Genomic DNA, 16047 nt, shown 5'->3' with positions numbered 1-16047 from the left:
GGTAATATTAATAAATTAGCTAAATATCTGGGATTCCATAAAATCCCTAAAACAGGTTATTTTCCAATCATTTCGTAATCGTTACGACTCTTATTGGCACGAATTTAATTTGGAAATTAAAACGATTTCCGGTAAGTTTAACACGCAGTTTCTTCGCCCTACCTTTCCCAAGTTAGAAGATGGAGTAATTCATCTTCATTTAGGATTTGGTTTTGTTAATCATCCAAAGTTGATAAACATTGACGGCTTGCCTGCACCACACAGACATTACATACGTGCCATCGATGATCTATCTATTTTCGCAGGTAATAGTGTACATACAATCTATGCCTGCCATTGTCTAGAGCATTTTCCCTATCCCCAGATTGGTAAGGTGCTAGCTGAGTAGTTCTGAGTCTTAAAAATTGTCTGGCAGTTTCAAGCAGGTTGATCGAAACTGAATTAACCAGTTCCCCTGAGAAACTGCCAGCAAAAAATATCTTGTGGTACTAGGTGTTTCTGAACAGCTATTTTCTACAGCCGTCCTGAGAGATGTCTGCGAACGGCAAAACTGAGTAACCTTGTAGGTACACTCGAGCCTTTGAGAACTGGTACGCGCAGAAAGCGTCCAGTTGCCAAACGAGCAACTCCCTTTAGGCGAGCCTGAAGTCTTGCGGACAGCAACTTAAGGTTGCCATTCTTTGCATCTGAAGCATACAAAGGTAAAAAGGCAAGTTTTCCATAGAGAACATCAGCCCGATGTGTTTTACTAAGACCATTTTGGTGATGTTCCAGATTGGGCATCCCTCCATGCTCTCCATAGTTCCGCAGGGGAATGTAATTCTTGAGCTTTTTGCTGCGTAGAAAAGAATCGATGTTTGAATCCCAAGATGAGTAGACGGTTGGACCAGATGTTCTGGTAACTTCTTCCGCAAGCTCAATTAGGCACTGGGCACCCTGCGGGGTAACAATATAGGCAACGGTTGAAACTGAAAATCCTTCGGCATAGCCATTTTTTGAAACGCTATACACTTGGCTAGCACAGGTGTATAGCCAAGAAACCCCCACGTCATTTTGATTGGGATTAAAGGGTAAAGGAAGCCTGCCAAATCCTACGACCGGAACAAAATCTGCTTCCACAATCAAGATAGGCTTGCGCTCTTGAACGGCTCTTTCCCAGGCTCGGCGATGGTTGAGCAGGCAAAGGTAACTGGGTGAGAAATTTTTATACTCTGGCTTGTGTTTCTGCCTGAGAACTTCGCATCGCAAGCCTTCTTTCGTCAACGCTTCTTGAAGCAGATGTGTTGGCTCTTTGTAGGCAATAATGAAGGCTTTGCCAATACCATCAACAAGCTGGTTTAAACAAGTAGTCTGGTTAGCACTAGACTCAATGATAACGGCGGGAAGGTTGTTTGGATTCTCAGCACGTGTGGGATTATTCTCAACATCCTTCAGGGGTTTCATCATGATGATCGCTCTACTTAGTATTGAAACGACTCAGCCAGTAGGTAATCTCACCGTCAAGCGATTTGGTTGTATGTAGTAGTACTTAAGTATTTTCAACGTTATCTTACTCAATTCCAGATAAATATGTCATTAAATTACGCAATTCATTTTTGTAGTCTTTGAGAATGCGTAGTTTTACGGAAATCTCTGCACAGAGGACAATAAGATTTGTGTGCAGCGACGCCTCTAAACTACGTAATTAGATCCCAATGGGGTTTGGTTAGTGCAAGCAACCTTTTGATCTTCCCCAATCACCTTTGAAAAGCAGAGTAATTTCATACGGAAAAATAAAATTCCAGAAATCTATTTTTCCGTTCATCTTGGATGGCTATCTTGTGCAAATAGAATAAAACTCTGGAGCTTCTAGATTTTTCTCCGATTAAATAAAAAAAATTATTTAATCCCTCTTCAAAAGAGGGCGAAAGAAAGGCTTTCAAGCCTTCCGAGGAGGCTAGGGGATCAAGATGCTTGAACTCAACTTATTCCCCTTGATAGCTGAAATAACAAAGGCTTACAGGGATTGTAGATTTCTCTATTTCAAAGCTAAATATCGTACCATTTCACCCATTGCCTGTAACAAACCACCCAACCTCCTTTAACAAGGTTGAAAAGAGAATCGCAGTTTAGAGCCAAGAAAGGGAGACGGAGTGAAACAACCTAGAAAGATTTTATTGGAGGATTGGAATTTGAGCGCATTTCACTCAATTTGCCTAAATAAAGTCAATAAACCGCGCTCAGTTTGCATTCAAAAATTCTAGATATCCATTGCTGAGTTCTTTTACGGCTAATTCATAAAACTGCTTCCCGTGTTCGGGTGTTGCCAAGGCGGGATTAGAACCCATACGCCCATCGGGATAACGGTTACGGAAGTCAGTAGCACCATAAATGGGGTGTCCGGAAGCGACTTGCTCTGAGAGGGGTGCTTGTTTAATGGCTTCTGGATAGACGTACTGAGTGAGGGCAACTTCGCTAGGGGTGGCATGAGAACCTTCTTGGTCTTTATAGAGTTCTTTTGCCAGCTTGTAGACAGAACTGCACATGAACCAGTTGCCGACTTGACACTGGACTAACGGGGCATTGGGAATATTTAAATCAGCTAAATGAGCGTAAGTTTCCGAGAAAGCCGCCTTTAGCGTCGCAATATTACCGCCATGACCATTAATAAAGAAAAATTTGGTAAATCCAGCCCTAGCTAAACAGAGGATATAGTCTCGAATTAGCTGAATCATGGTGCTGGGGCGCAGGCTAATTGTGCCAGGAAAAGCCGTATGGTGCAGCGCCATGCCAACATTGATAGTAGGGGCAACCATTGCGTCAATCGCTTCGCCAACCCCGTGCGCGATCGCTTCTGCACAAATTGCATCCGTCCCAATCAACCCCGTGGGTCCGTGTTGCTCTGTCGAACCAATCGGGAAAATTATCCCCTGAGAACGGTTGAGATAGACTTCTACTTCAGTCCAGGTACTTAAGTGCAGTAGCATAATCAGAAATTTTGAGAAATTTTGGGCGATCGCTAAAGATAAACTTGGGCAAAATATTGGGCAGAACATGGGGCAAAACAGCACCCCGACTCCATCCTAGCTGGGTTAAGGCGTCATGTTATAGAAACGGAATCTTTGAGGCAACAATTTTGTTGTATGAATGAAGATGGAATTACACTCTTAAGTTCCCCAATTATGCTTTCCCTAGACCTCCCGAAGAACGCATCTAGTCCAGAATTAGGGCGAACAAGCCAGATCCTAATTGTTGAAGATGAGGATCTCATCCGGGAAATGATAGTTTTGGCTCTAGAAGAGGAAGGTTTCGAGGTGGTAACAGCTGCCGATGGGCGTACCGCTTTGACATTTCTTCAGGGTGAGTGCCCTGCTACGGTAGATTTCCCATTTGACCTGATTATTCTCGATTTAATGCTTCCTCAGGTCAATGGCTTGGATCTTTGTCGCTTGTTACGGTATCAAGGAAATCCAGTCCCGATTTTGATTCTCAGTGCGAAGGCAACTGAAACTGACCGAGTTTTAGGTCTAGAAGTGGGAGCCGATGACTATTTAACCAAGCCATTTAGTATGCGGGAGCTAATTGCCCGTTGTCGTGCCTTGTTGCGACGCCAACGACTTGGCGGATTGCCCCAAGTGCCAGTGCTGCAATTCAAGGATGTGACGCTTTATCCCCAAGAGTGTCGCGTGATTGTTCGGGGAGAGCAAGTTAACTTGTCACCCAAAGAATTTCGCCTGCTGGACTTATTTATGAGTTATCCGCGCCGAGTTTGGTCGCGGGATCAGTTGATCGATCAGATATGGGGACCGGATTTTGTTGGGGATAGTAAAACAGTAGACGTTCATATTCGCTGGTTGCGAGAAAAATTAGAACGCGACCCTAGCCAACCAGAATACGTAATTACAGTCCGTGGGTTTGGTTATCGATTCGGCTAAAAGATGCAATATGAAGAAGGAAAGATGAAATTTCATCCTTCCTTCTTCATCAGTAGATGGGCACAAATAAACATGGCTGGTAGCGGTTGATGGTTGAGAGGTGCTGTTCTTCAGAACAATTCCCCCAGCTATTCCCAATCTCACTTACGTTTATCGACACCCACTTCTACTAACGTTGTATTTTCAACTGATAGCTTAAATGACCCTCATCGCATTTTTTGTGGGGCTAACTTTAGGAATTGGGTTTTGGATCTGGCGACGAAACAAGCTCTACCGACAGTTAGAGCAAATTCTTGGGTTGCTACCTTCGAGTGTAATTGGGGTATCCTTACCGCTGGTTTCGCAGCTACGCAGTGGAATTGCTTTGGCAAATCAGCAGTCTCTTCAGCTTGAGACCCAGTTGCACGTAAATCAAGAGATTTTGCAAGTGGCACCTATTGGTTATCTGGAGGTGGATGAAGAAAACCAGTTGATTTGGTGCAACGAGCAAGCCCGCATTTTGTTAGAGCTTCATCGATGGGAACCAGGACAAGTGCGTTTGCTGCTGGAGTTAGTGCGGTCTTATGAACTCGATCAGCTAATTGAGCAAACTCGTTACCAGCAAAAGCCTTGCGAACAAGAGTGGGTGTTTCACCCAGATTGTGCGGATGCAGCGGTAATTGGGGAGATGCGATCGCTTACTTTACGCGCATCCAGCTTGCCCTTACCCTACGGACAAGTGGGTGTTTTTCTAGAAAATCGTCAACCTTTAATCGAACTTTCCCAATCGCGCGATCGCTGGGTTTCCGATTTAGCTCACGAACTCCGAACCCCCCTCACCTCCATCCGTTTAGTAACTGAAGCCTTGCAAAAACGCTTGCAGTCTACAAAAGAACGCTCCTTAATTGACCGCCTCTTGCCAGAAGTCAACCGACTGATGAACCTGGTACAAGACTGGCTGGAACTGAGCCACTTAGAGCAAGATCCCAACAAACATCTCACCCTGAAATTAGTAGAACTACCAAGCTTAATTCACTCCGCCTGGGAAACAATAGAGCCTTTGGCACGACAAAAGCAGCTCAGCTTCAGCTATTCTGGTTCCGATACCTTACTCATCAAAGCCGACGCATCTCGCCTCACCCAAGTATTTCTCAACCTACTCGACAACAGCATTAAATACAGTCCTCTGGAAGGAACTATCCGTGTAGAAGTGAATCTCATTCCCAATGGGGATATCCATAACTTGGTTCAGATCGATATTATTGATTCCGGGATTGGTTTCCCAGAGTGCGATTTACCCCATGTTTTTGAGCGACTCTACCGAGGAGATCCTTCTAGGCGGCGTCAGCACAACGCCTCTGGAACTTCTGAAGAATTGTCAGTTGTGGTAACGACTGGCAGCGGTCTAGGCTTAGCGATCGTGCGGCAAATCATCCTCGCGCATGGTGGCTCCGTCAAAGCAAAGAATCATCCAGAAACCGGCGGCGCATGGCTACAAATCGAATTACCCTCTTTTCAACCCCTGCTGGGAATTCAAAGTTAGCCGTCATTGCCATTTCGAGATTAACTTTGAATTTTTTGCTCCCTTTAAGATAAGACAATTAGTATCAGCCCATAATGATAGTCAGACAGCACTCAAAATTTAAAAGGGTTCTGGAAGAGTCAAATCGCCAAAGTATGATTTGGCTAAATGCTTTTCAGGGGTTTTAGCCCTTGAACTCGGCTTATTAAGTGACTAACTGTGCTTTCCAGAATCAGCCCCTAAAAATTACATCTATCCTACGATGGGTTTTTATTTTGTCTACAGGCATACAGCCAAATTAAGAAATTTAAGCCATCTTAGAGAATAAAGTCGTTTTGTTTTTCTACCAGCAGAGGTGAATGCTTTCCTCTAAACACGTGCATACGGAACGGATACACTTCGAGCGAAGAACTAGGGGCTTATTAAGAGATGTTTTGCGAATGGGAGCCTTAGTAGAAAACTCCTTTCGTCTCGCGCATCAAGCCCTGTTTTCCCGTAACCTAGCTGCCGCTAGGGAAATTCCCTTATTAGATAAACAAATTGACCGATTTTATCGGCAAATCGAGCTAGATTGTGCAACTTTAATGACCTTAGAATCGCCGGTTGCACAGGATTTGCGTTTACTCAGTGCTTGTATGCAACTGGTGCGAGACTTAGAACGCATTGGTGATTACGCCAAAGACTTAGCAGAAATTGCGATTAAACTCTTTCCTTACCCCCCTCATTCTTGTCTACCGCAGATTGAGGTAATGTCCCATCATGCCCAAACTATGCTGGCGTCGAGTTTAGTAGCGCTGGCAAATTTGGACGCAGCAGCAGGGAAAGCGGTCAAGCAGCAAGACGATGCTGTGGACACTGCTTACGAAACGGTTTATCAAATCTTGGCCTTTCAGCGGGATATCAAAGGCGTGGTTGAACCGATTCTGTTGATGGGGTTGATCATTCGGCATTTAGAACGAATGGCAGACCACGCCACCAATATTGGTCAACGAGTTTCCTACATTGTTACGGGAACACGGTCTTAAAGAGTGCTGATTGCTTGCTGCTGATTGCTTGCTATGGTCACGGCACGGCAGTACCTGTACTGATAATTTAAAAGTAAACTTGCACTCATATAGCATTTTTTACTTGCGTTCTATACAGTTCGCGGTAGGGGCGCACAGCTAGCTAGCTGTGCGCCCCTACTGATGTATTTTGCTCTCGTTAAGAAGGAAAAAATCTCTCCACTTTTAAAAGAAGCCGAACCGGAAAAAAATATCTAATACTTCTTCTCGTTCAGGGCACAATCCCCCAAAGGAATAAAAATCACAGACTTGTAACCGTTTATACAAACCTTGTAAACCTTTGATGTGAGTTTAAGAAAAGGTAAAACCTTCCGAAAACGCTTTCTAAGCATCGCGTTACCTCAATTTAGGAAGATTTTGACCATTTCAGTTAGGTGTGAGGAGATTTGATGTCTAAAATTGTGTGGAATACTCTAAACCTGGGATCGGCGGTTCTGGTTGTATCCTTGCTAGTTGCCCATAGTACGCTGGCATCGGAGACGTCTGCCTCTGAGAAGGGAAGCGCTAAGATTGCTCCCACCGTGCAAGCGGCTGATCCAGTTCAACCGGCTGATACAGTGCTACCAGATACAGTGCTACCAGTTGAGGAGTATAGTCAGACGTCTGAGGCAACAGTAAAGGAAACTGCTTTTCCGCACTCAGGCACCAGTCCCCGTTTAGATGTTGCAGACACTACGCCTGTTTTTCAAGAGCCGAGAAGTAAAGCCGTAGGGGCAAGGGTTCCCCTCCCTGAGTCAGAGAGTTTCCATTTCAATGTGGCAGATAGTACGCCAGTCGCGCAGATGCCCGTTACTGGCACTCCCTCCCTAGAGAAAACTACTGAATTAGAACAAAACCAATACACCAACGAAGTCGGTACGACCGACTCAATGGATCAAGTCACCAACGTGTCGCAGTTGGAGGATGTAGAACCAACCGATTGGGCTTACGAAGCACTGCGAAGTCTGGTAGAACGCTATGGTTGTATCGCCGGATATCCCGATGGCACCTTCCGGGGCAATCGGGCACTGTCGCGTTATGAATTTGCTGCCGGGATGAACGCTTGTTTGCTGCAAATCGAAAAATTGATTGCAGCAAGTTCGGCTGACTTTGTTACCAAAGAAGATTTAGCGACGCTACAGCGGCTAATTGATGAATTTGGGGCAGAATTAGCCACCTTAAGAACGCGAGTAGATAACTTAGAAGGTCGCACAGCTTTTCTGGAAAGCCATCAATTTTCTACGACGACCAAGCTAGCGGGTGAAGCCATCTTCGCTGTTGCTGACGCCTTTGGCGGAATTGGCGACGACGTAAATACCGTCTTTCACGATCGCGTGCGGCTTAACTTGCTGACCAGCTTCACTGGCAAAGATCGCTTGAGAACTCGCCTACAGGTCGGAAATGCTGTACCCCTTTTAGGGTTAGGAGGGTCAGCGGCAAACCCCAATTCATTCAATGGAAGTATCGCAGCGGCTCAACGAACCAATGAGGGGCGCTTCACCTATGACGGCTCCAATGGTAACGAGAACAACAACGATGTCTTCTTGGATGTCTTGGATTACCGTTTTCCTGTTGGCGACAAGCTAACTGTTACCCTGACTGCCGCGAATGGACTGCATCACTATTACGCTGACACGGTTAACCCGTATTTTGAAGCCTATGGTGGCGGCAACAATTCCCTATCCCGCTTTGCCGAACGCAACCCCATTTATCGGATTGGACCTTTGGGTGCTGGTGTCGGCTTTAACTACAAGATCAGCAACGCTCTGAAGTTGGACTTGGGTTATCTCTCCAACACAGGGAACAATCCCGGAGATGACAACGGGCTTTTTAATGGTAACTACTCAGGTTTGGCACAGTTAGTTTTTGGTACTAACAGATTTAAGGTTGGATTCACTTACATTCACGCCTATGATGATGGCGGCAATAATGCTCCCCGCTTTGCGATGGGTGGTACTGGCACTGGTCTTGCCAATTTGAATCCAGCGACGCTAGCTGCTGCGACTACAGGTGGTCTAACCCAAGCTCAGTTGAGCAGACCCGTTTCGAGCAACTCTTACGGGTTAGAGGCTTCCTTCCAATTAACCCCTCAATTTGTTCTAAATGGCTGGGTGGGCAAAACTGATGCTCGTTTGATTGGCTTAGGCGATGCCGACATTTGGAACTTTGCCCTTGGTCTTGCCTTACCGGATTTTGGTAAGAAAGGCAATCTGCTTGGCATTATCGCTGGAGCCGAACCAACGCTCAGAGGTCTGAATGTTCCTGGTCCAGAAAACTTCGAGCGTGATTTTGCCTATCACATTGAAGGCTTCTATAAGTATCAGATGACAAATAACATCTCAATTACTCCGGGCATTATCTGGCTGACATCTCCTAACCAAAACAGAGATAATGATGACATAATCATTGGTACGATTAGAACAACGTTTACCTTTTAATTAGCGGTCAGGTTGAGGGATCAAAACTCACAACTGACAACTAATCACATAAACTAATCTAATCGCCAACTTTGCTCATGCCGGTTCGGAGTGCAACTTGAAAGCCTCGGAAGCGGCTTTATTATTGCCCTCCTGGTTAGCCTTGTCAGGTCGCCTTAACCTTGAGATTACCAAATCCTTACCTGCCCCTAAACTGACACAACTAGCATTAAAGGAAATTATGTCGCCTAGAAGACATTATTGAGCTTTAGTTGGCAGTGTTTAATGTTTAATAATGATGGAGTTTCTCAAGAAGACTCCCAATAGCGTTCCGTTAATCCGGGATGATTTCCCTTGAGTTCAGTTAGGTGTGAGGAGATTAGATGTCTAAAATTTTGTGGAATACTCTAAAATTAGGACCGACTATCCTGGGTGCGTCCTTATTAGTTTGCAGTAGCACGCTTGCCGCACAGACGTCTGACACTCAGATGGCGAGCGAGCCGATAACTGCCACCAACCAGGTGACTGATTTATTAAAACCAGCCGACCAATCTCCGCAAGCGCAGCAGACACCTGTTCAAGAACTGGTTGTTCAACCAGAAGTTAGTTCGATTCCAGTTTTCAGTAACAGCAAGTCTGCTCAACAGACGCCGGTTGCCGAAGCTGAATTAGTTAGCCCGAAACCAGTTTTAGCAGATAACGCGATCGCTCAACCCACTGCGGATGCTGTCCCTACAAGCCAAAACAGCGAAGTTTTAGAACAACTCGACCAATACACCAATGAAGCCGGTACAGCCGACTCGATGGATCAAGTCACCAACGTGTCGCAGTTGCAGGACGTAGAACCGACGGATTGGGCTTACGAAGCATTGCGAAGTCTGGTAGAACGCTATGGTTGTATCGCCGGATATCCCGATGGCACCTTCCGGGGCAATCGGGCACTGTCGCGTTATGAATTTGCGGCTGGGATGAACGCTTGTTTGCTGCAAATCGAAAAATTGATTGCAGCAAGTTCGGCTGACTTTGTTACCAAAGAAGATTTAGCGACGCTACAGCGGCTAATTGATGAATTTGGGGCAGAATTAGCCACCTTAAGAACGCGAGTAGATAACTTAGAAGGTCGCACAGCTTTTCTGGAAAGCCATCAATTTTCTACGACGACCAAGCTGACTGGCGAAGTTATCTTCGCTCTGGCTGACGTTTTCGGTGAAGAAAAGGCTGGCGGGGGCGACGTAGACGCTAACCTCATTTTTGCTGACCGCGCCCGTCTGAATTTTGATACTACCTTCACTGGCAAAGACCGCCTGAGAACCCGCCTGCAAGCTAGAAACATCGTCTCCTTTGGTACAGATATAACCGGAACCAACATGACCCGTTTGGGTTTTGACGGAGATAACCAGAATGATGTAGCAATTGACGACTTTTTCTATCGTTTTCCAATCGGTGATAAGCTCTTAATCCAAATCGATGCCGCCAACGTTGAATTCAATGACAACGTCTACACCTTCAACCCCAATTTCGAGAGTAGCGGAAGTGGCTCTATCTCACGATTTGGGCGATTCAACCCCATTTACCGACTAGGTTCTGATGGGACTGGGTTGACTGCGACCTACAACTTTAGCAAGGCATTAAACCTCTCTTTAGGTTATCTAGCCCCTAGAGGTAACGATCCTTCAAACGGTTCTGGGGAATTTAGTGGTGCCTATGCAGGTTTAGCTCAACTTGTTTTCCGACCCAGTGACGCTCTCAATCTGGGTTTGGTGTATGCCCATACTTATGAGAACGAAGAAAAACGTGTCAGCTTCATGTCGAGTACGGGTAGTAGATTTGCCAATCAACCCTTCGGGAACATTGCGACTTCAGGCAATCACTACGGACTGAATGCCAGCTTCCGATTTGGTCCTGGCATTACCCTCTCAGGCTGGGCAGGTTACTCAGTAGCTACAGCTGAAATTAGCCCGGCTGGTCTGGCAACTACAGGATCTAATGCAGATATTTGGAACTGGGCTGTAAGCTTAGCCTTCCCAGACTTGGGTAAAAAAGGCAACCTGCTTGGTTTCATATTTGGAATGCCGCCTAAAGTAACCGACAACGATGTTAGTAACCGTAGCGATCAGGACACCTCCTATCATGTAGAGGCTCTGTATCGCTATCGGCTGACTGACAACATCGACCTCACCCCAGGTTTGTTGGTGATTCTTAATCCAGAACACAACGACAACAACGACACGCTCTACGTAGGAACGCTGCGAACAACCTTTAAGTTCTAAGCACCTGCATTTCGGGTAGGGCCGAGGGATTCCTCGCCCGTCGTCTCTGACCCCACAAACGGTAGATTTACGGGAATAAAATGCTGTGTGCCCCTGCCAAAATCCACAGGGCGATCGCGCTTTCTAGTGCAGATCGAAACCTCCGAAACTGCTTGGAGCTGCGCTTTCCTGCTGGCAATCTTCCTCGCTGCTTAACCTGTAGATTACCAAAGGCTTACCTTTACCTAAACTTGCAGAACTAGCATGAGGAGCGGCAGGGGTAGCATTTTAGTTTTGTAAATACGCTATCTTGTGGAGTTGGTTTTCATCTGCTCTGGTTCGTTCCCCCTCCTGGCGGTTAATAAAACGACAATAATCGCCAGGAAGTGAGATGCACCTAGCATTTTTGGCAATTCTTCAGCGTCACCTTTTTAAAGACTCAAAGATAAGGCTATGTTTTCTCCAATGCGTTCAAAACCACGGGCTTTTCTAATTCCTGCGATCGCCCTCTCACTGAGTGTGGCTGCCTGTCAGTCACCAAATACCACTCCTACCAGCAGTCCAGCGGCAGGAACAACAGGTAGCGCCACTCCTGCTGCCGCAGGCGGTGGCGGCGGTAGCAACGTCAGCCTCACAGGTGCCGGTGCTAGTTTTCCAGCTCCTTTGTATCAGCGGTGGTTCTCTGAGTACAACAAGCAAAATCCCAACGTCCAAGTCAGCTATCAATCGGTTGGCAGCGGCGCTGGTGTGGAACAGTTCACTCAGGGAACCGTAAACTTTGGTGCCAGCGACACGGGGATGAAACCAGAGGAAATCACCAAGGTTGCCAAGGGTGCCGTGTTATTACCTATGACAGCAGGCAGCATTGTTCTCGGCTACAACCTACCCGATGTCAAGGGTCTGAAACTACCGCGTGCCGTTTACACCGATATTTTCTTAGGCAAAATTAAGAACTGGAATGACCCCAGAATTGCCCAAGCTAATCCGGGATTGACATTACCAGACCGACCAATCACAGTTATCCATCGCTCGGATGGTAGTGGTACTACAAGTGTCTTTACGCAACACCTAAGTGCGATTAGTCCGGCATGGAAAAGTGGTCCTGGGGCAGGTAAAACTGTCAACTGGCCTGTCGGTGTGGGTGCCAAGGGCAACGAAGGCGTCACCGCTCAACTCCTGCAAAGTGATGGTGCCATCGGTTATGTTGAGTACGGCTACGCCAAGCAACAAAATATCCCCACAGCGGCGCTGGAAAATAAATCGGGCAAATTTATTGAACCCTCTGGCGAAACTGCGGCTAACGCACTAGCGGCAGTGACTCTTCCCGCAGATTTGCAGGCTTACATTGCCGATCCTGAAGGCGAGAATTCTTACCCGATTGTCACCTATACCTGGATCATGGCTTACAAAACCTATGAAGACCCCCAAAAGGCACAAGCTTTAAAGAATGTTCTTAAGTGGAGCTTAACCGAGGGGCAGAAATACAGTGAAGAGCTAGGATACGTGCCTCTTCCCCAGCCTGTTGTTACCAAAGTTCAAGCAGCAGTGGATAGCATTAAGCCGTAAGTTCCAGGGTTAGATATTGCCCGAATCGGCAAGAGGCTTATCCCTTCTGAACGGGAATGTTAGTCAAGTAGGCACTGCTTACCCTACTTGACTATGAAGGCTTAACAATCAAGTTTTGGGATTGGAGGGTGAGAATCTAGAACTTCCAATCCTAAATTCCACTAGCACTGTATCGCCTACAAAAGTGAATGTAAAAATTTAGAGATTCGCAGTAGACGTATACCTGTTTGTTGATATAAAATAAAAGGCTGTGACTTTTTGGCGAAACCAATGAACGCTCAGGAAATCATCCGCTCAATTGAAGCGGAGCATCTGAAAAAAGAGTTGCCCCTTATCTATGTGGGTGACACCGTTAGGGTTGGGGTAGTTATCCAGGAAGGCGGTAAAGAACGGACGCAGCCCTATGAAGGCGTCGTCATTGCCAAGGGCGGTAGCAGCAGCATTAACAGTACGATTACCGTGCGGCGAGTATTTCAGGGAGTAGGCGTTGAGCGAGTATTCCTGATCCATTCTCCCCGAGTTGAAAGTATCAAGATTATTCGTCGGGGTAAGGTGCGTCGTGCTAAACTGTACTATCTGCGCGATCGCGTCGGGAAAGCCACTCGCGTTAAACAACGCTTTGACCGTAGCCTGTAGTCCAATTTGGACAAGGTTATTCCCGATTGACGCCGCTAGGGGTTAAACTTAAATATAGAAAAGTTCAGCCTCTTGCTCTCAAACCCACCTGTGCGCTCTTAGTTCAGTTGGTAGAACGCAGGTCTCCAAAACCTGATGTCGGGGGTTCAAGTCCTCCAGGGCGCGCTCTCATCACAAAACAGGACTGAGAACTGAAGAGTGTTCGCGAAGTAGCGCAACAGCGCCAACTAAGTGAAAGCATAGCGGGACTCAGAACTTAGGAACTAAAGCTCTGCCCGAAAGCATCCCTGTGGTTGCATAGTCAGCCTCAAAAACGTTTACTTTCGGGTAGACTTGTGTTGTGTAGGTGGTTCATCAGTATTGCCTAAGTCAGGTGCTAGACCCAACGATTGCATCGGTATCTGCGTGGATTGGCAGCACATTAGGCTGTACACAGCTAAAAGCGGCAGAAATGAACTGCTCAAGAGCTGTATTAACGGGAGAGATATTGTGGCAAAGAAAAACGAAGCCGAGAGCGAAGCAAAAACAACTGGGTTTAATATATCAACCTTTTTTCAGGAAACCAAAGACGAACTGAATAAAGTCGTCTGGCCCAGTCGGCAGCAATTGCTCAGCGAATCTGCTGCCGTGCTGTTAATGGTAACTCTTTCGGCAGTTTTAATTTATCTAGTTGATGGTTTCTTTGCTTGGGCAGCAAAGCAGGTGTTCGGATGAGTTTTGCAACCGACAATCCACAGGATTTCAATCAACTTGAAGACACGTCAGAAGGCTCGGTAAAATCCCGGTGGTACGCCGTTCAGGTGGCATCTGGATGTGAAAAACGTGTCAAGACAAATTTAGAACAGCGGATTCAAACTCTTGATGTTCGCGATCGCATTCTCCAGGTGGAAATTCCTCAAACTCGCACCCTAAAAATGCTCAAAGATGGCACTCGCAAGGAGTCGGAAGAAAAAGTCTTTCCCGGCTACGTGCTAGTCCGAATGCGGCTACTGCCTGGGGCAGAGGGTGAATTGGAGATGGACGATGAAGCTTGGCAGGTTGTCAAGAATACCCCAAACGTGATTAACTTTGTCGGTGCAGAACAAAAACGCCGTTACGGACGGGGACGCGGACACGTTAAACCCTTGCCGCTGAGTTTTTCAGAAGTTGAACGCATCTTTAAACAAGCTACCGAGCAAGAGCCAGTAGTGAAAACTCATCTGGCTACAGGAGATAAGATTATTGTCCTTTCTGGTGCGTTTAAAGATTTTGAAGGCGAGGTCATTGAAGTCAGCCCAGAAAGAAGCAAGCTGAAGGCGTTACTATCCATTTTTGGACGCAATACGCCGGTAGAATTGGAGTTTAATCAGGTTCAGAAACAAAGCTAAATAGTTAAGATGGCAAAGAAAGTTGTTGCAATCATCAAGCTAGCTCTTAATGCTGGCAAGGCGAACCCTGCCCCACCAGTGGGACCAGCACTTGGTCAGCACGGGGTAAATATTATGGCGTTCTGCAAAGAATACAACGCCAAAACAGCGGATCAAGCCGGGATGGTAATTCCGGCAGAAATCTCAGTCTATGAAGACCGCAGTTTTACCTTTGTTCTAAAAACACCACCGGCATCCGTTCTGATTCGTAAGGCAGCTGGCATTGAGCGAGGCTCCAACGAACCAAACCGGAAAAAAGTGGCGTCAATTTCAAAGGCACAGTTGCAAGAAATTGCCCAAACTAAAATGCCCGATCTCAATGCCAACGACATTGATGCGGCAATGAAAATTGTGGAAGGAACTGCCCGGAATATGGGCGTTACAATCAAAGAATAACCATTCTTTGATTCGCTAATTGCAAGCAAGCGAAAAGCTGGCAACAGTAAACCCAATCGGGGGAGAGATAACATCTCGTTAATAACCCCAGGAGACAAATATGGTAAAAAAAGTATCCCGTAGGCTCCAAGAGCTGCAAAAGAAAGTCGAAGATCGACCCTACGAACCCACAGAGGCTCTCAACCTTTTAAAAGAGACAGCCACTGCCAAGTTTTCCGAATCGGCTGAAGCGCATATCCGTCTAGGAATCGATCCCAAATACACAGACCAACAGCTGCGGACAACCGTGGCTTTGCCCAAAGGAACTGGACAGACGATTCGAGTTGCCGTAATTGCCAGAGGGGAAAAGGTACAAGAAGCCAGCAATGCCGGTGCTGATATTGCCGGTTCCGAAGAGCTGATTGACCAAATCCAAAAAGGCATGATGGATTTTGACCTGCTGCTAGCGACACCAGATATGATGCCTCAGGTGGCAAAACTGGGACGTTTGCTCGGTCCCCGTGGTTTGATGCCTAACCCCAAAGGCGGGACAGTAACGTTTGATCTGGTGCAGGCGATCGCTGAATTTAAAGCTGGTAAGTTAGAATTCAGAGCTGACCGTACTGGGATCGTCCACGTTTTGTTTGGCAAAGCTGCCTTTCCAACTCAAGACTTGCTCGTGAATCTTAAGGCGTTACAGGAAACGATTGACCGTAACCGTCCTTCTGGAGCCAAGGGTCGCTACTGGCGCACAGTGTACATATCTGCGACAATGGGGCCATCGATTGAAATTGACATCAATGCCCTGCGCGATCTAAAGCTGACTGAAGCTGCCTAAATTCAGCCTTGTAGGGGCAAGGGTTTCCCACCCTTACAGGAGCAATCGATGAAGTAAACAACAGGAGCAAGATTTAAAGTTTTCAGCCCAATTAACTGAATA

The 16047-nt window shown here is 46.5% G+C and carries 13 protein-coding genes, 1 tRNA gene and 1 other annotated feature (1 of these 15 only partly in view); of the genes, 12 read left to right on the top strand and 2 right to left on the bottom strand.

Features of this window, described 5'->3' with window-relative positions:
• Window positions 1-513 precede the first annotated feature (513 nt).
• Together H6H02_RS03090 and H6H02_RS03085 are read right to left on the bottom strand one after the other, a co-directional pair.
• Window positions 514-1446 (bottom strand): LPS biosynthesis glycosyltransferase, encoded by a 933-nt coding sequence (locus H6H02_RS03090; RefSeq protein ID WP_242040537.1) that lies wholly within the window; start codon window positions 1444-1446, stop codon window positions 514-516.
• A gap of 773 nt (window positions 1447-2219) precedes the next feature.
• Window positions 2220-2966: a creatininase family protein gene (locus tag H6H02_RS03085; RefSeq protein ID WP_190814562.1), complete on the bottom strand. Its 747-nt coding sequence runs from the start codon at window positions 2964-2966 to the stop codon at window positions 2220-2222.
• Between the two features lie 195 nt (window positions 2967-3161).
• On the opposite strand from H6H02_RS03085, the gene H6H02_RS03080 reads away from it, so the two are divergent.
• The 12 genes from H6H02_RS03080 (at window position 3162) to rplA (ending at window position 15945) form a co-directional block, all read left to right on the top strand.
• A complete protein-coding gene (locus H6H02_RS03080) occupies window positions 3162-3914 on the top strand; it encodes a response regulator transcription factor (protein WP_190814844.1) in 753 nt (250 codons plus the stop codon).
• Window positions 3915-4113: 199 nt separating this feature from the next.
• Window positions 4114-5436 (top strand): ATP-binding protein, encoded by a 1323-nt coding sequence (locus tag H6H02_RS03075; protein WP_190814559.1) that lies wholly within the window; start codon window positions 4114-4116, stop codon window positions 5434-5436.
• Between the two features lie 338 nt (window positions 5437-5774).
• Window positions 5775-6440, top strand: a complete 666-nt coding sequence (gene phoU, locus H6H02_RS03070; RefSeq protein WP_190814557.1) for a phosphate signaling complex protein PhoU — start codon at window positions 5775-5777, stop codon at window positions 6438-6440.
• A 428-nt stretch (window positions 6441-6868) separates the two neighbouring features.
• Complete coding sequence (locus tag H6H02_RS03065) at window positions 6869-8896, top strand: iron uptake porin (RefSeq protein WP_190814555.1); 2028 nt, start codon at window positions 6869-6871, stop codon at window positions 8894-8896.
• Between the two features lie 362 nt (window positions 8897-9258).
• Entirely contained in the window at window positions 9259-11145 is a 1887-nt protein-coding gene (locus H6H02_RS03060) for an iron uptake porin (protein ID WP_190814553.1), read from the top strand.
• Between the two features lie 444 nt (window positions 11146-11589).
• Window positions 11590-12690, top strand: coding sequence for a phosphate ABC transporter substrate-binding protein PstS (pstS, locus tag H6H02_RS03055; RefSeq protein WP_199328953.1), 1101 nt, complete (start codon window positions 11590-11592; stop codon window positions 12688-12690).
• A gap of 270 nt (window positions 12691-12960) precedes the next feature.
• Window positions 12961-13326, top strand: coding sequence for a 50S ribosomal protein L19 (gene rplS, locus H6H02_RS03050; RefSeq protein WP_190814549.1), 366 nt, complete (start codon window positions 12961-12963; stop codon window positions 13324-13326).
• Between the two features lie 92 nt (window positions 13327-13418).
• Window positions 13419-13491, top strand: a tRNA-Trp gene (locus H6H02_RS03045).
• 324 nt (window positions 13492-13815) lie between these two features.
• Window positions 13816-14040: a preprotein translocase subunit SecE gene (secE, locus tag H6H02_RS03040; RefSeq protein WP_190415197.1), complete on the top strand. Its 225-nt coding sequence runs from the start codon at window positions 13816-13818 to the stop codon at window positions 14038-14040.
• Entirely contained in the window at window positions 14037-14693 is a 657-nt protein-coding gene (gene nusG, locus H6H02_RS03035) for a transcription termination/antitermination protein NusG (protein ID WP_190814547.1), read from the top strand. The genes secE and nusG overlap by 4 nt, the downstream gene beginning before the upstream one ends.
• A gap of 9 nt (window positions 14694-14702) precedes the next feature.
• On the top strand, window positions 14703-15128 hold the full coding sequence (gene rplK, locus H6H02_RS03030) for a 50S ribosomal protein L11 (protein ID WP_190814545.1): 426 nt from the start codon (window positions 14703-14705) through the stop codon (window positions 15126-15128).
• Window positions 15129-15228: 100 nt separating this feature from the next.
• Window positions 15229-15945, top strand: a complete 717-nt coding sequence (gene rplA, locus H6H02_RS03025; RefSeq protein WP_190814543.1) for a 50S ribosomal protein L1 — start codon at window positions 15229-15231, stop codon at window positions 15943-15945.
• Between the two features lie 91 nt (window positions 15946-16036).
• Window positions 16037-16047: a sequence feature (ribosomal protein L10 leader region), on the top strand; it runs 189 nt beyond the window's last position.

The sequence above is a fragment of the Coleofasciculus sp. FACHB-1120 genome (assembly GCF_014698845.1).
Classification (GTDB): domain Bacteria; phylum Cyanobacteriota; class Cyanobacteriia; order Cyanobacteriales; family FACHB-T130; genus FACHB-T130.
This window is presented reverse-complemented; position numbering and strand designations above follow the sequence as displayed.